The organism is Streptomyces sp. PsTaAH-124 (assembly GCF_000373685.1).
Taxonomy (GTDB): Bacteria; Actinomycetota; Actinomycetes; order Streptomycetales; family Streptomycetaceae; genus Streptomyces; species Streptomyces andamanensis.
Genome location: NZ_KB892158.1, coordinates 257,901 through 274,709 on the forward strand (window position 1 = coordinate 257,901; position 16,809 = coordinate 274,709).

The window sequence follows — 16,809 nt, forward strand, 5'->3', positions numbered from 1 at the left end:
TCACATTCTCGATTCCAGGCGCCGTAGTTTTCTCTGCATTTCAGACACGGTCTTATAGAGGTTCAGGGGCTCACCGGATCCCTGCTGGCCGATCTTGGGTGCCACATCCTGAGTGTTTCCGCCGTCATCCACTGAGATAGTGACCTCACGAACAATGTCGGTGTACTCCACGCCGTCCACCGATACCGTAATGACGTCCCCGACAAAGTAATGAATGCCGAACTTGCAGCCTTCCGTGTCGATCGGATAGACCTGGAAGTTCCCCCGCTTTTCGCCATCCGTCAAAACTGCGTCTGCCGCCTCCTCGATGACGTCCATGTAATAGGCGACGGCCACCGGCTTAGCCGCCTTCACGGCATAGACAACGGCGTCGTACTCAACGTCGTGATTACCGTTGGGGTCCTTCTGCTTGGCGGCCTCGTAAGCGGCGCGAGCCCGCGCAAGCTCGGTAGTCCAGTCGTTTCCGTTCGGATCCAGGCCGATATCCTCGATACCGTCTGAATCGGTCTTGGTGACAAGCTGAGGTGCCCCGGTGGAGGCTGTCTTAAGGGGGATGTCCCGACGATCGACAAAAGATTCAACAGAAATGCCCCACTCTGCTTCGGAGGCCGTATCAACCTTCTGCCAGACGTATCGGTCCTTTCCTTCGCCCTGGCATGCCACAATCGCTCGGGTGACCTGTGGGGCATTGAGCGTGTAAACGTACTCCCGCAGGTTCCCAAGATCGGTACTGAAGCGAACGGTCTTACTGCGGTCGCGGGGCTTGTACACCTTCAGGTCGACAGCCTGAGTCTGAGGGTTGTAAAGCATTCGGTAACCCGTCGCATACCCATTTCCCTTGTCTGAAGTCCATTGCTCCAACTTGTCCCCTATCACCTCGTATCGGAGACTGTCCGTCACGGTGTCCCCGATACTTACAGAGGAGCCGACGTTAAGCCTTGGGATACGCCTGTCAGTGACCGCACCAGGACCCAGGGATGCATTCAGCTCGTTCCAGATCAGCGCACCAGCAGGGCCGCTTACATTTCGAGAGGTGGGACCGAGGTACTGCCTACTCACGGTGCGGCCGGTAGACGTGAAGGCCAGACGGTTGTAGGCGAGTTGATTGTGGCACTTCCCCGCAATGTAGACACTGCCCGGCCCCGTGTGCTGCTGAGTCGTCCAATACTTCTGGAAGGTATCTACCTGACCCGACAGGAGCGGTTCAGGGGCCCCGTCCTGCCAAATGACGATTCCCCCTCCCTTCTGTATGAGCGCAGCCTGAGGAGTCTGGTCCTTGACTAGGAGCTGCCATATACCCGCCTGGCAGAACCGAACGGTGAAATCCAGGCTTATCCACTGGTCAATTTCGCCAACCCGATTCAGGTTCTTGTCAAAGACTTCAATGCGGTATCCCAATGGACCCCCTATACGTAGGACGCGTACCGGGGAAGATAGGTGAGCGACACAGAAGCCTTGCCCACGCCGGTTACAACGCTGATTGATACGGTCGTGTCACCGGGCTCAACAGACCAAAATTGCGGGTTGGTGTCGAGTCGGGACCAGTAATTGACGCCCTGGTCATCCATCACGGTCTTGTATCCGGGCCGAGTGTCGATGGTGACCACACGGCCTGTCGGAATCAGGTCTGAGCCGTCAGCGGGCGCCGAGGCCTTGATGGTGTCCCCATACGGGCCTATGAGCGCAAAAGTCTTGATGGGGCCCTTCAAGGCCCAGATGGGCCAGGCCTCAATGTCTCCGGAATTTGAGATGGTGATGTTTGGCCCACCGCTCATGACCCCGGAACTGATACGCATGGGGAAGAATGCTTGAGAGCTGGAAAGAAGCGGTTCGCCTTCCCCGAAATCCCACCGAATCACCTCGTAGCGAGTCTGATACCACCAGGGATCCATAGCGGAGAAGGTAAGCCCGTACTTGGTCCATGTGAAACCCGCCGTATCAGAGGCTTCCGAGCCCTCCATCCCCCCCTTGTAATACGCCTTGAGGAGGCGCGTCTGACTGTCCCCCTCAGTGAAGCGCAATACACAGTAGCCCCGCTTGGGATTCAATGCCTGAAAAAGCTGACGCTTGATCCGATTTACAGACGGGCGGTCAATCCCGTACAGATAGACGGGAATCATGATCTCTCGTGCCGCAGCACGGGTAGACCGGAATATGGAGCCGTCGAGATTTGGTGAGTCGTCGGAGAAGAGCGCATAGGGGGGCGCATCCAAGCCGGTTGCCCCCGGCTGCATAATGATGGCTGGCCAAGCATCATCACTGAAGGAGGTGAGGGAGATAGCCTCTCCCTCACCGTTCCTTCCAGCGATTGAAACGCTTGTGCGTCCCCACTTCTCCGGTACCGGCGGCACCACATAACTTGATGCCGGTGGTATGACTCTCTTCGGTACCGGAATCGGCATACAGCCTCCTTACATGGTCGAGTAAAGGGCCTCAGCCGTCTGAAGAGCCCTCAGCACCGCCTGAGGCGTCGGCTCGTTCCGTGCCTCGTGAATGTGAATCTCGTACTTTCTGCCATTCAGAAGGCCCTCGGTTTCCTGATTGTCGAGAACTCGTTCACCACCGCCGAACAGAACCATTTCCCGTCCCCGCTCACCCACCATGGCCAAGCCGGGGGAAGCAGATCGAGTTCCGGATGCGTAGCCCTTGTTTCCGGAAAGAACTGACTGCCACCGGGAACCGTAGGTGTGAGTGGCATAGTTGAGTCCGGCATAAATGTTGGCTAGCGGCATAACGGATGTACCGAACTTGAACGGACCGGTATTTCGAAACGGCCCGGCCCACCGCTGATAGGTGGGGCCGATGACCTGCATAAGGCCAACCGATGGCGTACCCATCTTCGCATTAGAGTCCCAGTTGTTGACGATGTTCGGGTTACCCCCGGACTCGACGCCAATACGGTGCAGAACAACACTGAGAGCACCCTCAGGAAGCCCCAGCATCTTAAGAGCCTGGGAAGCTACCGGAGCCCACTTCTGAACGCCCTTACCCGAACCAGGCTCAGCCAACATGTTGGCGAAGTCCTGAAGGTCACCACCAATCTTCGACCCCTTATCGAAATCAAAGAGGCCCTTGGTGTTCGGCATGGAATCCCTGGCAGTTTCCATGAAGTTTTCATAGACGCGACCCGCGTAATCGAGAGGAGACGCCTTGAAATCCTTGATGGTCTGATACATGCCGACGTAGTTGTCATACGACCCCTTGGCAATGTCCCAGAGATCCCCGATAGCGCCGGAGAAAGCACCAACAGGATCCGTGACCGTGTCCCAGATTGCCCCAGCAGACGACTTTATGCCGCCCCACAGGTCATCCCAGACGGATCCTAGAGTCTTCCAGGAGAACACGTCACCGAGGAACCTTTGCCCTCGATCAACCACGTTTCCTGAACCCTTCCAAACGTCATCCCAGAAATATTCCCGTAGAGTCGGAGCAAGGGTTCCGCCGATGACACCAGCTACTTGACCAACAAAGCTAGGCACCTTCTTGGCCACCTTGAACAGGTCATCGGTAAACCAGTCGTACATGCCTCGCAAGTTCTGTGCGGCGACCGAACCGCCAAACCGAGCCGATACGTCACCGGTCCCCAGAATGCCGCCCCGAGTCGTTCCGCCTAGCGCGTCGGAAGTTCCGTCCAGGCGCATGGTGTCCACCATTGCCGTTCCAACAGGAACAATGTTCTGAAGATCCATAAGGCTCTTCAGCTCGTCCAGGTTGAATCGGCCACCGGATCCGCGAGCATGACGCGTAAGCCTCCCTCGGACTGCCAGGGAATTCCAAGCGTTGATCCGCTCCTCACCCAGGGCGTTGGTCACTTCGGGACGGAGGACTGATTCACCCGGAGAAAGGATCGCCGGAATGCTGTCCACCCAGGGCGCGTAGCCGGGCATCACGTCGGTTTCTCGCATAACGCCGCCGCGAGCCCGCTTCTTGGGCTTCTTGGCGCCACCGGACGAGCCACCACCCGGAGACTTCTTACCAATGCGATCGAGGGCACCGTCTAGGCCGTCGCCCTCGTTCTTGGCCTTCCTCAGGGCGGCCTCAAGGTCCTTAACGCGCTTCGTAATGTCCTTGAGGGAACGTCCGTTCAGGAGCCCAACACGGCCAGCAAGCGACTTTGCGCCTGTACCCTGCCCAACAATGTCGTACGCATCCTTGGCCGCAGAGTGGAGCTTTACGAACTCCTTGACGATATCGGTCAGGCGCCGCTTGTTGAGGTTGGCCGTACGTCCTGAGACGCTGTTGGACATTGCTCCGTCACCAATTTGGTTGGCCGCCTTCTGGGCCGCCTGAGTCAATTCGTGTACGGAACCTGTTACACCAGAAACACTCTTGCCGTTCAGATTTCCGATGCGAGTATTAACGCTCGTGACGTTCTTACCGGCCGCCTCGGCTTCCTTCTTAAGATTCTCGACCTGAGTATGAACCTTCCCAAGGGAGGATCCGTTCAGTTCGTTGATCTTCGTGTGAGTCTGACCGAGTTCCTTCGTTACCGCCTCAGCTGACTTCCGGAGCTTGTCTAGCTCCTGGTCAAGCTGATTCAAGTTCTGCCGGTTGATCTGCTGTAGCTGATTCTGAACGTGGTTCACCGACGAACCAGCCGCATTTGCTGCACCCTGAACCGAACCGCGCCCATTGCCTGAAAGGGCGTCGGCTATCTGCCGCATGGTCTGACTGTTGAGTTGCCTCAGATCGTCACGAAGCTGATTTACCTCCCTTTCAGCTCTGCGAATTTCGTCCTCAAGGTCGCGGATTTGATTCCGCTGTGCCGTCTGATTGTTGCCGGTAATCCGGTCGACCACTCGGCGACCAGCAGAGCGACTGTCCCCGCCGTTCTGCTGAGTGCGTGTCTGCCTGTACGCCTGCCTTCCAGCCCTGCGGGCATCCCTACGAGAGCCGCCCTCATCGCGGGCCGTCTGGCGAGCCTCAGAGCGTGCGTCCCACCGACCAGTGAGGTTCTGTGCCCTCTGTCGAGAGCCCCGCACAGCGTCAACGCTGCGGACGACTCCACGGCCCGCAGCTCGAACAGGGGAGAGTGCCGAACCACCAATCTTCACAACCTTGCCGAGAAGTTTGGTGGCAAGGCCCACAGCGATAATGAGCGGCCCCCACTTAGCGAGGAACTGACCCACCTGAATGGCGACCTTGTCTAGACCGGTCTTCTTCATGTACCCGGCCACAGTGTCGAACACCTTAATCAGGTTCTGTACCGAGTCAAGGAAAGCTCCCAGGAACTTCTTGACATCAGGTAGGTATTCCTTACCCATGTCCTGAACCTGGTTAAGCATCCCGCCTTCGTAGCGGTATCCGGTCTGAGTAAGTTCCCCATGCTTGTCGCGCGTGTACGTAGGCGTCTTCTTGCCCATGACCTTCTCGCCAAGGCCGGTGTACTCGTACTGCCCGTCCTTGCCTTCCTTGACGAACATGTTTCCCAGCTCGAAGACGCCACGTTCCTTCATCTGCTGAAGGCGGCCCGTGATGGTCTCATTGGTCATCTTCTCTGCAAAGCCGACAGAGCCGGTTCCCTGCTGGTGACCCTTGTACTTCTTCGGATCCCAGTAGTTCAGCATCGAATTCATGATCTGGACGCCGGTTACTCCACCGCCATCCTTGGCAGGAGTACCAATAATCTTCCACATTTCCGAAGAGTTCTTGAAACCCAGGAGCTGTGCAAGCTCAGATGCGGGCATACCCGTGGACGAAGCGAGCTGCTTGACATTACGAGTAGGCGCCCGGTCCATATCCATAATCATGTCCATTGCGTACATTGCGCGTCGGAACATGTCGGGGGAGAGATTACCGGCCCGAGCCATTGAGTCACCGATAGCCATGATGATATCGGTCGTCTTGTCAGCAGCCTTGTTAGCGGCAGTAGTCCGCTTCTTAGGGTTGGACGAGTACCAGTTCTTGTCTGCACCGGCAACGGAGCGGATAAGCTTCATCTGATACTCGTGCATTACGTCAATGCTGTACGGCGTGTTAATCGCGTACTGCTGAACGTCCTTCATCTGCCTTGCCGACTCCTTAGGAGTCACACCGGCAGCAGTAAGGCCAAGCTGTCCTAGAAGACGCTTGTCAGCATTCTCGACACCAACAGCAGACAGGGCCGAGCCTGCAAGAGCCAGAGGGCCAAGGAAGTGGGTAGTCAGCAGGTTTCCGGCCTCAGTGATGGACGTTCCGACTTCATGAAACCAAGTGCCCATGTTCTTCATGCCGGACTCAACGCGCTTGAAGTAGCTTGAGGCCTGCGTGGACGAGTCCGCCATAGTGCGACGCAGGGAAGCGATCTGAGTACGCGTATCCCTGATAGCCGCCTGCTGAGCCGCAATGCCACCTCTGATGGCGTCCCGCTGCTGGGCAGCCGCAGCACGAATTTCCGCTACCTGCTGCTTGGCTGCCTCCCGCTGAACTCTCAGCGTCTCCCGAATCGCAGCCTGATTCCTTCGCTCGTTCTCCGCGTAAGCCTGAGACACGTCACGCCGGTACTTCTTTTCCGCAGCGGCGACTTGCTCAGCTTCCTTAAGCCTGCGCCTCTCGTTCTCCGCATAGGCCCGAGCAACCGTGGTCCGCCACTTCACCTCTTCGCGGGCGGTTAGCTCAGCTTCCTTACGCTTCCGCTTCTCGTTCTCCGCATAGGCCTGAGCAATCATCTTGTTGTACTTGGTGAGAGCCCTAGCCTGCTTCTCGGCGTCGGTCTCTTCCTGCTTGCGGAGCTTTGCCTGTTCCTTGGAACGAGCCTGAGCGAACTTAACTCGCTCCTTCTCAGCGGCGGCCCACCGCTTAGCGGAGGTGGTGGCAGCCTTCTCCTCGGCTGCCACCGTGTCCCGCAGAGCCTTCTTAGTAGCGGCAGAGGTCTTTTCTGCAAGCTTGACCTTCTCGGCCTCTACTCGCTGGGAGGCCTTGAATCGGTCGGCGGCTTCCTTGCCGTACTGCTTCGTTAGCTCCTTGGCAATACGCGTCAGTGTCTTCTTGGAGTCCAAGGCCTCCTTTTCGGTGGCCTGCTTAGCCTTCTTGGCCTGCTTGGCAACCTCACTCGGAAGACTGGCTAGACCCTTGGTGACGGCCCCCTTCATTTCCTTGGATGCCGCAACACCGATCTTCTCCAGGTCCGCAGTGATCTTTCGCCGAAGCTCCGCCATGTCCTTGGACAGAACCTTGGGAACGATCTCGACATACCCGCTACCAACCTTGATAGCTCCACGATTCTCTGAAGCCATGCGGGAACCCCCTCATTTTGCTAGAGTCCACCCATGGACTACTACGAAGATCAGTTAGAAACGTGGAAGGCCTCTCGAAGGAGGCTGCTACCCCTTAGCCGGTTCAACGATGACGACATTCGGCCCATCGACTATTCGTCCTGGAGGGCGACTGAGCAAGCGCACACGCACTACCGCGTGTTGCCGGAACTGGAGGAACTGCAACATCAAGTTGAGATCAAAGGTCTTCAGAAGCCGGTAGAAATTTGGGCCTCTGTAGATGGAAGTAGCCCGGTGGTATCCGATGGCCACCACAGAATTACTGTGCTCAAGCGATTGGGCTGGACTCACGTGCCCTACCGCTGGTATCACTATCACCCAAACACGCGGAAGCGTAGCTACCAAAGGAGGCATCTTCCTTAAAGCGAATTCATCCGCCCGAAGAAGGCTGACACTTCCGCCCCGGAGGAAAAGTCAGGCTGTGAAATTGGCTGGGGATCCGGGTCGCCGGGTCTGGTTAGCGGAGTGGGTAGTTCAAGATCTTCGGTTTCCTCGGCGTTCGCCTTAATGAAGAGGAAGTTGGAGAGTTCAGCAGCATCACTAAGACGTGCCAGGAGGTAGTCAGATTCTGACCAGGAGGCCCGCTCGTCCATAGCCATGAGAAGGGCAGACCTTCCCGGCTTGCGCATGAGCGCGTCTATGAGGACGCCTACCCGGCGGAGGGAAAGCCGTCCACGCCAAAGGTCAAGTAGATCTGTGTGGAAGAACTCCAAAAGATCTGCCTCAAGTTCGTCCGAGAATTCTCGGATGACGCGGACGACTGCAATTAGTTTCCCGCGTCAGCGTCCCGACCACGAGCCTCGGACATGGCATCAACAAGGTCACTAAAGTCAGCAATAGAGGGCTTGGTGTTCATGAACTTCGCCCACTGGTCATCGCCTAGGACAAGGCGGGTAGCTACAACCTCATCATCGGTCATCAGGAGCTCTAGCGGAAGCTGATGAGGGTCAGTCGGAAGGGAAAATGTGATCTCCTTGAACTCGAACGAAACAGGGGCATTCTCAGCCTCGGCCTGCTTCGCCTCAACCTTCGTGCTGGCCTTACGGGTACGTGCGGAAGTGCTCTCAGTGGTCATGGGGTCTCCTTGGGTATGGGTTAAGAGAGAGGGCCGGGGTGTAACCCTGCCCCGGCTCAGGGCACTACTTACGGAGTGACAGTCTCGATGATGTCATCATTGGTCAGTACGTAGCCAAGAGAACCGTCAAGGTCCATTGCTTCAATGGTCAGCTCAAACTTGCCGTTTTCCGTACGGGAGAGCTGAATGGCGCCCCGGTCAGAGATCATGGCTCGGGAGATCACGGCCCGGTTCTTGACGGACTTCTCGTTCCAGTCAATTACTAGACTGATCTCCTTCAGTTCTGGGGTGCTAGAAAGGTCCAGCCGAAATACTCCGGTACCAGTACCCTGGGTATCCTTGACCTCCACCCACGGGGCGCCCCAGAAAAGTTCAGTGGTCGTCTGGTTGGTTTCCTGAAGGGTGGCCTTAACGGAGAAACTGGCTGACTGTACGTTGTAAAGAACTGGGGAAGCACTCTGCCACGCGTTCACCGCCTGAGTCTCAATTGCAGGTGTCAGGGTCACCCCGCTTTCGTCTACGTAACCCAGGGCCTTATAGCCCGATGGAGCAGAACCGTCGCCTAGCTCAGCAGGCGGAGTAGTGCCACCTGTAGCACCCTTTACAGGTGCTGGGGCGACGTAGATAGCGCCGTTGGGCGCAAAGCGAATCTTAGAAGCGTCATTGGCCATGGGGCCTCCATGAGGGCAATAAAAAAGCCCCCATGAAGGGGGCTAACAGGTTTGGAAGTCAGGATGACTTGTAGAAAACGGCGATCTCTCCGCCGTACATGTGCTCACGAGAAGAGTCATCCGGGTAGTAACGGGGAACAGCAATATCCCTCACGTCCAGCACCAGGGCTTCACCCACGGACTTGCCGGGAAGGTCCTCCAGGAGCTTTTCCCGGACGAGTAGAGCAAGGTCCACACAGGCCTTTCGGTCCACGTGATAAACGTCGTACTCTACGTGTGAGCAGTCCTCGGAATCCCTGACAACCCGATAACCCCCAGAGGTCTCCAGGTAGATGCAGGTATCTCCGGAAACATGCTCAGTCATATCCCCAGTTGGGGAGTCCCTAGGTATGTCGGGGTCAGATCTGAGGTACTGAACCAGAAACTCAACAGGGTCTAGCCTCAATCAATCCTCGCTTTCAGCAGGGCACCCTTGAGCCACTTACGGCCCGGATGCCTACGGCCTGCGCGGTCGTGGAAGCCCTTTTCTAGAAGCATCGCGTGTCTGGCTCGGTCATTGGCTTCTGTCGCAACCCCGCCGTACCACCCGTCCTTATCAATCGCGACAACAGGCGTGATCTGATTTCGGATGGAGTTCCACGAAGGCTTTGCGGAGATACCACGACGCGGGGCGTCGCCCTTGGCGTACGCGTCAATACGCTTCACGGCTAGGTCAATAACCTTCTTGGTGCCAAAGGACGTGTACAAGTCTCTCTCCCAGCCCTTACGGAAAACCACCTTCGCCCGCGCGTCCTCGCTCACCGGAGAGCCCTCCAGGCGGTAAGGCGCGTATGCCGTCGAGAAGTCTTTGTGTGCCGTCTCGGATCCCCGTCAACCTCATACCAGAGATTCCCGATTAGAAGGCGGTCGGTGTCTGTAACATCCGCATCAACGGGCAGAAATACAGTGAGCCGTTCCTGTGACACGTCACGGGCAGGAGAGTACGACTCATAGGCCTTGTCCGGCTGAACGCTTGCTAGGCCTTCCCAGACCTTTACCGCCTTGCCCCAGTCGGGGCGAGACGTATAGGCGTTCTGATCCCTGACGGTCGTTCTCCAGACCTCAACAGGGTCAGTAGCCGAATACATGAGGCCCCGCTCTCCGGAGGGTCATCACGCCGACTCCACGACGCCTGTAGGGCTTAAGTGCGGCCCTTGTGAGGGCAGACAGGCTCTGAGTGCTGGACGCCCCGGAGAACTCCACCTCGACCTCGCCCACCCTCTCCCTGGTGACACCAGGGGAGACGGCGAGCCATCGCATCACCTCTGAGCACACAACGGCCTTCAGGGCGGGAGGGGAGGAGAGGAAGCCCCAGGACGCGACAACGGTCACGGGACCTACCGGCCAGCCAGCATCAGACAGGAGCTGCCTGCCGGTGAACGTCCAGTCGGTCACGGCCTGGTCCTCGACCTTGACGGCCGTGATGGACATGAGGGTGAGGTGCCGGGGCGGGACGGAAAGACACCGCCCGCCCTGCGCATACAGCGTCAGGAACTCATCGGTGTGCCGGTCAAGGTCCCTGCCGCAGTAGTCCTCAATGAGGCCTGTAGCGTCGGCTATGAAAGCCTCGATGCGAGGGGATTCGTCCGAAGAAATGGGCCGCCCTAGGCGGGCGGCCACATCCTCAACTGTTGCCAGCGGCATTCAAACTCCCTGAATGGTTGGGGGAATTAGCTGCCGGAAGGCGCAGTCTCCGTAATGCTGACCTTGAGTCCACGGACGAACTTCTCACCGATGCTTACACCGCGTACGGAATATCCCGGATCCTCCTTGATGGTCGCGAGACCGTACATCGTGTCAAGGCCGATGGTGTCCATCTTCTTGCCGTAGTCGTAGTCAACGAGCATTCGGGTAGCAATCCCATTGACGTTCTGGATGCTGCCGGTAACCGCACCCATCGGAAGAGCCGGGCAAGCCGACGCAATGAGCATCGCGGACTTGTGGAAGAGGTACATTTCCAGACCGAAGGAGTTGTGAATGACAATGTCGAAACCATAGATCCGACCGACAGTCGCCCGGCGCAGGGCGTTCGTGTCGCCGCTGTAGTCGACGCTCACGAACTCGGGATCCTTGAGCAGGATTGCCTCTACCTCAGGACCGGCAATCAGATATCGCTCCGAAGTCGGCACAAGGGCAAGGCTCATGTTCATCCGCGCGTCCACGAGGGCCGCACGCACAGCGAGGGCCCGCTGAGTCATATTCGCCCCGGTGCCGTCCGCCTGTGGAATGGTGACAGCTACGTCACCACCAACGGCCTTAGCCTGGGCCGTGGTCAGGCCGGAACGAGTGACGTTGGCCTTAATGAAGCTTGCAACCGTGTCATCGAAATACTCGGCAAAACCCCGAGTGAGCTTGGAAAGAACCTGCGTCCCGAATCGCTTCAGATCGAAAGCAACCTGCTCCATTCCAAGCGCGGTCGCGTTGCTGGCAAGGGTGGTTAGCTGTACCGGGAAACGCGTCTCATTCACAAAACCGTTAGGGGCACGTCGATCAGCGTCCGGAAGAGGCCGATCAGACGCAGCAGCAAATACGTTCTTGTCACCCGTGATCGGGTTCTTGATAGGAGCGGAGATGCCCGCTTCCTGGACCGGGATTCCGCGAGACTCCCGGTTGACGTTGATAACGTCACCAATGCCACCGCGGAAGTTTAGTTCCGAATATCGGGCGGGAAGTCCACCAAGGGTAAGCTGTCGGTCAAGAATGCCAAGCGCAGCAATTGTTACCTGTACTGGATCAAGATTAAAGTGATGCTGAGTAGGTGCCATGCAGTCTCCAAAAGGGCATGAAAAAGGCCCCCCGGAGGGGGCCTCTTCGCGCGCTATGGAGCTGTGCTAAAAACCCCTCAACGGAGGGCCGTGCGATAGATGAGAGGGAGGGCTTACAGGAAGGACCCGCCTGAGATGAAGTCGGCAAGATCAGAAGGGTTGAGACTGGTGAACTTTCCGTCACTTCCCCGGTTATGCCCGGCGCCATTGAGCTTGGGGAATTCGGTATCGGTCTTGCCCTTAGGCAGAGACTCAATGAACGACTTGATAGCCTCAGCGTTGGGCTTCGCGTCGTCACCCTTGAACTGGTCCAGGTCCAGGAACTTGAGGTTAGGAAGCTCGGTGCCAGCCGATACCGCCTGAAGCTTCAGTTCGGCCGTTACGAGATGCTTAGAGACCTCTCCGAGGGCGGACGTCCGGCCTTCGGTCTTAGCGGCCTCAACGGCTGCCTGCTGGGTCTCCTGGAGCTTCTGAAGCTCAGTGCGCGTCTGGTTGTAGTTCGTCTCGTTCTGACGAGACAGAGCCTTCCAACGGTCAATGTCGGCCTGTAGCTGTTCTACGGTCAGTGGTGCCGGTGGACTAGCCGGGGGCGTCACGGGAGGAGTTCCCTCAGTGGACGGAGTGCCGGGCTTGGTGTCATTAGACTGAGTTGTCATACGTGAATCCATTTCGGAAGGGACCTAGCGCCATTTCGGCAGGTCGTTTACTTAGCCTCGTTGATCTTCCGATTCGCGTTACCGGAGTTGCCCTGTGGAGGCTTAATGGCAGGGGAAGCAGGCTCAGGCTGTGGCATGAGCTTCTGTACCTCGGCAGCGGCCTTGGCGTCCTCCTTCCGCATTTCACGGAAGGAGTCGATCTGGGCGGCAGAGAAACCGGCTTCAGACCACAGGACGGCTTCGGGTACGTTAAGCTGCTTCAACTTCAGTAGTGCGTCAATGTGCTGTGCCTCAGTGCGGTATTCGGGGTCCCGCCAACGGGTTTCCATGTCGTATGCGGTCCGCCGCTTGTCGCTCTTCACGGCGAAGCAAAGACGGACGACCCTTTCCCAGGCCTCACCAAAGTGGAGCATCCTTTCCCGTACCTTGGCCACTAGTCCGGCCTCTGCGGAAATGATCGCCTCACCTGATGGCGTGTTGGTCGAGTTGACCAAAAAATAATGGCTCGGGACCCTGGAAATGCTGGCAAGGTGCTGTGTCAGCAGGTCCACCAAGACCACGTAGTTCTTGAGGTCAGCGGCAGGAAAGGCACCGAATGTGGATTGCGGATCTTCCGCCTGTAGGAGCTTGTCCAAGCCGACGTTGAAAGGCGCAATGGGATTGCCGTTCTCGTCTTCCTGGATCTCCAGCCCCGTAACGTACCTCTGCGGAAACGCTGCCATCTCAGATGCCGTAAGAGCATCCATAGTCGTCTTGTTGATGGCGTCCTGAATTGGCACACAGTCAGCAAGGTCAGAGACCGGCGCACCGGAAAGCCGCGCACGATTCTCAAAAGGGACCACGGGGACACGCTTGAGTGGATTGGGAGCCGTGACACCCTGGTCCCACTCCGTGACGCCGTAGGCCACCTCGTACACGTAGTCCTCGGTCCACAAGGTGACCTGCTGTCGGCCCCAAGGGTCCATCTCGAACCTTGCTGCGGCCTCCAGCTCCCAGAGGGAACCCGGTCTGTACGAGACGGCCATGCGGTCGCCCGGCACAGGCGTAATGGTCGGCTCTCCGTCCTCGTCCGCCCACACCACCACATAGGCACGGCCGGTGATCATTGCCTCCAGATGAACCGCATTGCTGTAGGAGTCCATAGAGGATCGCTGCCAGAAGGCGCGCGCATCCTTGTCGGTGCCCGAATCACCGGGAATACGGAAGCTGTCAACAGTCAGACGCTCATTAGCAGCATCAATAATCATTCCGCAAAAGTTGTCCCGCCACTGACGGAACACATCGGCAAAAGCCATCTTGTAGCGCATCTGTGAGAAAGCCAGCTTCTGCTGTTCACCCTCGTAATAATCAGAGTAGATACGAGACGGGTGACGAGGGCCGGGGATCTTGCCGTACAGATACGAAAGCCACTCATCCGGCTTGGTCGGTCTGCCTATAAAAGCCGTATGACTCCCTGGTGGCACAATCATAGGCAGTCCCCCTAAAAGCCGACTACGCGGCTCCTACGTATCTTGAGTCGTCCATCCGCAATGGCATCTGCCCTTGCCTCCATGGCGAGTGCGGCACAAACAGCTAGGTCAATTTTCCGCTTAGAGCGGGGTGAATCCTTCTGAATCAAAATCCCCTGAGATACCTCACGGGTCACAGCGTTCAGGACGTGCCGAGTAAGCCGGTGGTCGTTCTCGTGCTTCAGGTCCTGAACCATGACGGCCGTACGAAATCGCTCAAGAGCCTGAGTCATTCTTGTGGGCTTGTTGGTCCAGAACTCATAGACATAGTCCTCGCCGTACTCGATGGCCCAACGACCAATGTTCTCCTGCCAGAAAGGCGGATCGCAGTACATCCATTCAACACGGTAATTCTCAAAGGCACGCTTAACTGCCGCCTCTACCGAGAGCACGTCTACTTCCCACTCGTCCGGCGCGTTCTCTGGACGCTCCCAAACATCGATCACAAATAGCTTGGCATCCCGTAGACGGGCACCCACCAAACCTGTACTATCTCCTCGGATACTCCCGTCAAAACCGATGGCGATTTGATCGCCCGAAATAATCGGGTCCGCATCATCGAAACACGCATCCCACTCGGTCTTACTCATCCAGCCATCGGAACTTTCCGCGATCTGGTTGAAGAAGAACCGGCAATAGGTGCTGTCGGGAGTCGTACGGTCATAGAGAACTGTTCGTGTCAGTCCGTCGATATCCGCCCATGAGGCGTCGCCGTAGGACTCAACGAGGGCCGCTCGAACCTTCCCCTCATCCCGAATGTCCTCGGGGTCGATACTCGCCTCAAGGCAGTCGTACAGCCAGTAACCCTCTGAAACCATGGCAGACTCAAAGATGATCTGAGCCACGGAGTCTTCATTAGGGTTATACGCGTTGGTCGTGGTACACCACCGGCTGCCTGCCTTAGTGGTCTTTTCCACGTTGCGCTTCAAAACCTGATAGAAGTCAGGACCACCATTACTACTAACCCAATGGTGTACCTCATCCATAAGTACGAATCACGTACTCGTCCGGACCCCGACAGAAGTTAATCCACCGGGGTCCGGACAAAGGTTGGGCGATTCCCCTCGTTGGTCCTGGAGGCCGTAGCACGAGGCTTGATAGACCCCGGCTTGCCGCTCTTGAACTGGACCGTCATCTTTCCGATATCAAGCCCGTAGACTCGTTCGGCAGGCGATTCGGAAAGCATTCCCCGGATCATGTCCATAGTCTGTTCTGTCTGGTCTAGCGCCGTGGCTCCAAGCTGGACAACAGGCAGGGGTACGGGCTTGGCTATAGGCAGACCAAAGGCATTCCAACCCGCGAAACGGCAAGGTCCGATGAACTCCACAATGGCGAGAGCTGCAAGAAGAGGAGTCTTCCCCCAGCCCTTTGCCCGCCTTAGAGTGGCAGCCGAGTAAAGCCAGGATCCATCAGGCTTGATAGCGTAAAGCCACAACACAAAGCGGAGCTGTTCGGGAGTGAACTCCCAGGGCTCACCGGCCCTGTCTCCGTCAGGCTGAACAATGTACGTCTGACACCATCGGATGATCTGATACCCAAGAGTCTCAGTAGGCTTCGGGACCCCTACAGGAAGGTTTCCAGTCTGCAAGAGGCCTCACCACCTAATCAGTTTTCGCTAAGCATCTTCCAAAGCGCTTCATCAGATACATGAGCCTCTACCGCAACCTCACCCGAAGAGTCCCCATGAGAAGACGGCTCATCGTCTTCCAGCTTCATTCGGAGGCGATTCCTGTCCTCGACAGTCGCACCCCACTTAGCCACCCGCTGACGGATTTCCCCCGCCAACTTCACGTCACCCTTGAAGAATTCATCAACCAGCTTCGCGGTAATTTCAAGTTCGGCCCAATCGGTCTCGACCCAAACAGCAGTTTGAGGAGCGGTTGACCAGGTCTTCCAGAAGCGGCGTGCGCCGCCCGTAGTGACCCCCAGGGCCCTCGGCAGCTCCCTACCGCACTGAGGCTCCGTGGGGAGCTGCTGGGCGTGCTCGTGAACGTTCCGGCGGACGGCGTTGGGCTTGGGGGAGGGTCCTCGGGTCACAGTCGCACCCCCGGCAGGCCCGGATACAGCTCCTCCAGATCCTCCAGCTCAGACAGGGCCTCATGCCGCCAACTGCGGGCCTGAGCTGCCCTGGTGGGCTGGCCAGCGTCCCGCAGGCGGGGACCGTTCTGGGCCTGGTCGTCGACGTTGTGCACTGTGCAGCACCCCTGTTGCAGTGTTGTTGTTGTCGCCCCCTCCCGGAGGGCCTGGTGGTGGTCTAGCTAGCAGGGCTCGAACCTGCGGCCTTCCGCTCCCAAAGCGGACGCTCTTCCGACTGAGCTATAGCCAGATGCGGGGCCAGCCTTTAGCCGAAGCCAAGCAGGACCCTTGTGGATAGCGAGGGATTCGAACCCCCTAAGCCAAAGCGCCGGGTTTACAGCCCGGTACGACTCTCCGACGTCGTCGGCTATCCAGGAACCCACCCCCGGGACCGATCCGGAGTTAAGCGGGTCTGCGCCGATTACCCCGACACCGCATGTTCGGGCCACCTCGTATAACGCCAGGGTGGTTGCTGATAAAGCATGTCTCTAGTCGGTCAAGCAGACAGAGGCGGTATCAGCCACTGCTGAGCCGGTAGGAATTGAACCTACGTCTTCCGGTTTTGGAGACCGGACGGGTTTCCAATTACCCCACGTCCCATTGCAGTCAGGTCACGACGGGTTGCACCGTGACAGGGGAGTGCATGCCCCTCGTTGACCCATTACGGTTCGCTGACTGCTCCGTACCCCCTCCCGGATTCGAACCGGGAAACTCCTGTTCCTAAGACAGGCGGCTTTGCCGAATTTGCCTAAGGGGGCATGACCTA

Annotated in this window: 14 protein-coding genes and 4 tRNA genes; 2 read left to right on the forward strand and 16 right to left on the reverse strand. The window is 57.7% G+C overall.

Going from position 1 to position 16,809, the window contains the following annotated elements; all coding sequences use genetic code 11:
• Genes B086_RS42450 through B086_RS41805 form a run of 3 tightly spaced genes read right to left on the reverse strand, consistent with a single transcriptional unit; the run spans position 1 to position 7,214 of the window.
• A complete protein-coding gene (locus B086_RS42450; protein WP_037872702.1) occupies positions 1-1,398 on the reverse strand; it encodes a siphovirus ReqiPepy6 Gp37-like family protein in 1,398 nt (465 codons plus the stop codon).
• Positions 1,399-1,406: 8 nt separating this feature from the next.
• A complete protein-coding gene (locus B086_RS0103310) occupies positions 1,407-2,402 on the reverse strand; it encodes a phage tail domain-containing protein (protein WP_086024151.1) in 996 nt (331 codons plus the stop codon).
• 9 nt (positions 2,403-2,411) lie between these two features.
• Complete coding sequence (locus B086_RS41805) at positions 2,412-7,214, reverse strand: hypothetical protein (RefSeq protein ID WP_158690353.1); 4,803 nt, start codon at positions 7,212-7,214, stop codon at positions 2,412-2,414.
• A gap of 33 nt (positions 7,215-7,247) precedes the next feature.
• On the opposite strand from B086_RS41805, the gene B086_RS46165 reads away from it, so the two are divergent.
• A complete protein-coding gene (locus B086_RS46165; RefSeq protein WP_078530959.1) occupies positions 7,248-7,616 on the forward strand; it encodes a ParB N-terminal domain-containing protein in 369 nt (122 codons plus the stop codon).
• A 403-nt stretch (positions 7,617-8,019) separates the two neighbouring features.
• On the opposite strand, the gene B086_RS0103325 is transcribed toward B086_RS46165, so the two are convergent.
• From B086_RS0103325 to B086_RS0103360, 9 genes are all read right to left on the reverse strand, one after another.
• Positions 8,020-8,328: a hypothetical protein gene (locus tag B086_RS0103325; RefSeq protein WP_018564993.1), complete on the reverse strand. Its 309-nt coding sequence runs from the start codon at positions 8,326-8,328 to the stop codon at positions 8,020-8,022.
• A gap of 68 nt (positions 8,329-8,396) precedes the next feature.
• Positions 8,397-8,999: a hypothetical protein gene (locus tag B086_RS39015; RefSeq protein ID WP_234029238.1), complete on the reverse strand. Its 603-nt coding sequence runs from the start codon at positions 8,997-8,999 to the stop codon at positions 8,397-8,399.
• A gap of 58 nt (positions 9,000-9,057) precedes the next feature.
• Positions 9,058-9,363, reverse strand: a complete 306-nt coding sequence (locus B086_RS0103335) for a hypothetical protein (RefSeq protein ID WP_018564995.1) — start codon at positions 9,361-9,363, stop codon at positions 9,058-9,060.
• Between the two features lie 77 nt (positions 9,364-9,440).
• Positions 9,441-9,800, reverse strand: coding sequence for a hypothetical protein (locus B086_RS44465; protein ID WP_158690354.1), 360 nt, complete (start codon positions 9,798-9,800; stop codon positions 9,441-9,443).
• A 309-nt stretch (positions 9,801-10,109) separates the two neighbouring features.
• On the reverse strand, positions 10,110-10,682 hold the full coding sequence (locus tag B086_RS0103340; RefSeq protein WP_018564996.1) for a phage gp6-like head-tail connector protein: 573 nt from the start codon (positions 10,680-10,682) through the stop codon (positions 10,110-10,112).
• Between the two features lie 26 nt (positions 10,683-10,708).
• On the reverse strand, positions 10,709-11,803 hold the full coding sequence (locus B086_RS0103345; RefSeq protein WP_158690355.1) for a hypothetical protein: 1,095 nt from the start codon (positions 11,801-11,803) through the stop codon (positions 10,709-10,711).
• Positions 11,804-11,916: 113 nt separating this feature from the next.
• Complete coding sequence (locus B086_RS0103350; protein WP_018564998.1) at positions 11,917-12,399, reverse strand: hypothetical protein; 483 nt, start codon at positions 12,397-12,399, stop codon at positions 11,917-11,919.
• Positions 12,400-12,506: 107 nt separating this feature from the next.
• Entirely contained in the window at positions 12,507-13,928 is a 1,422-nt protein-coding gene (locus B086_RS42460) for a phage portal protein (RefSeq protein WP_078530960.1), read from the reverse strand.
• Positions 13,929-13,939: 11 nt separating this feature from the next.
• Positions 13,940-14,812, reverse strand: a complete 873-nt coding sequence (locus B086_RS0103360; RefSeq protein WP_018565000.1) for a hypothetical protein — start codon at positions 14,810-14,812, stop codon at positions 13,940-13,942.
• Positions 14,813-15,614: 802 nt separating this feature from the next.
• Between B086_RS0103360 and B086_RS44900 the strand changes: the two genes are divergently transcribed.
• Positions 15,615-15,851 carry a hypothetical protein gene (locus B086_RS44900; protein ID WP_199790710.1) on the forward strand — a complete coding sequence of 79 codons (237 nt, stop codon included), beginning with the start codon at positions 15,615-15,617 and terminating at the stop codon, positions 15,849-15,851.
• A gap of 366 nt (positions 15,852-16,217) precedes the next feature.
• On the opposite strand, the gene B086_RS0103375 is transcribed toward B086_RS44900, so the two are convergent.
• The 4 genes from B086_RS0103375 to B086_RS0103385 all read right to left on the reverse strand — a co-directional run bounded on the left by B086_RS0103375 (position 16,218) and on the right by B086_RS0103385 (position 16,801).
• Positions 16,218-16,293, reverse strand: a tRNA-Pro gene (locus B086_RS0103375).
• A 41-nt stretch (positions 16,294-16,334) separates the two neighbouring features.
• Positions 16,335-16,416: transfer RNA gene (locus tag B086_RS44470), tRNA-Tyr, on the reverse strand.
• 153 nt (positions 16,417-16,569) lie between these two features.
• A tRNA-Trp gene (locus B086_RS0103380) sits at positions 16,570-16,643 on the reverse strand.
• 83 nt (positions 16,644-16,726) lie between these two features.
• A tRNA-Leu gene (locus B086_RS0103385) sits at positions 16,727-16,801 on the reverse strand.
• Positions 16,802-16,809 lie beyond the last annotated feature (8 nt).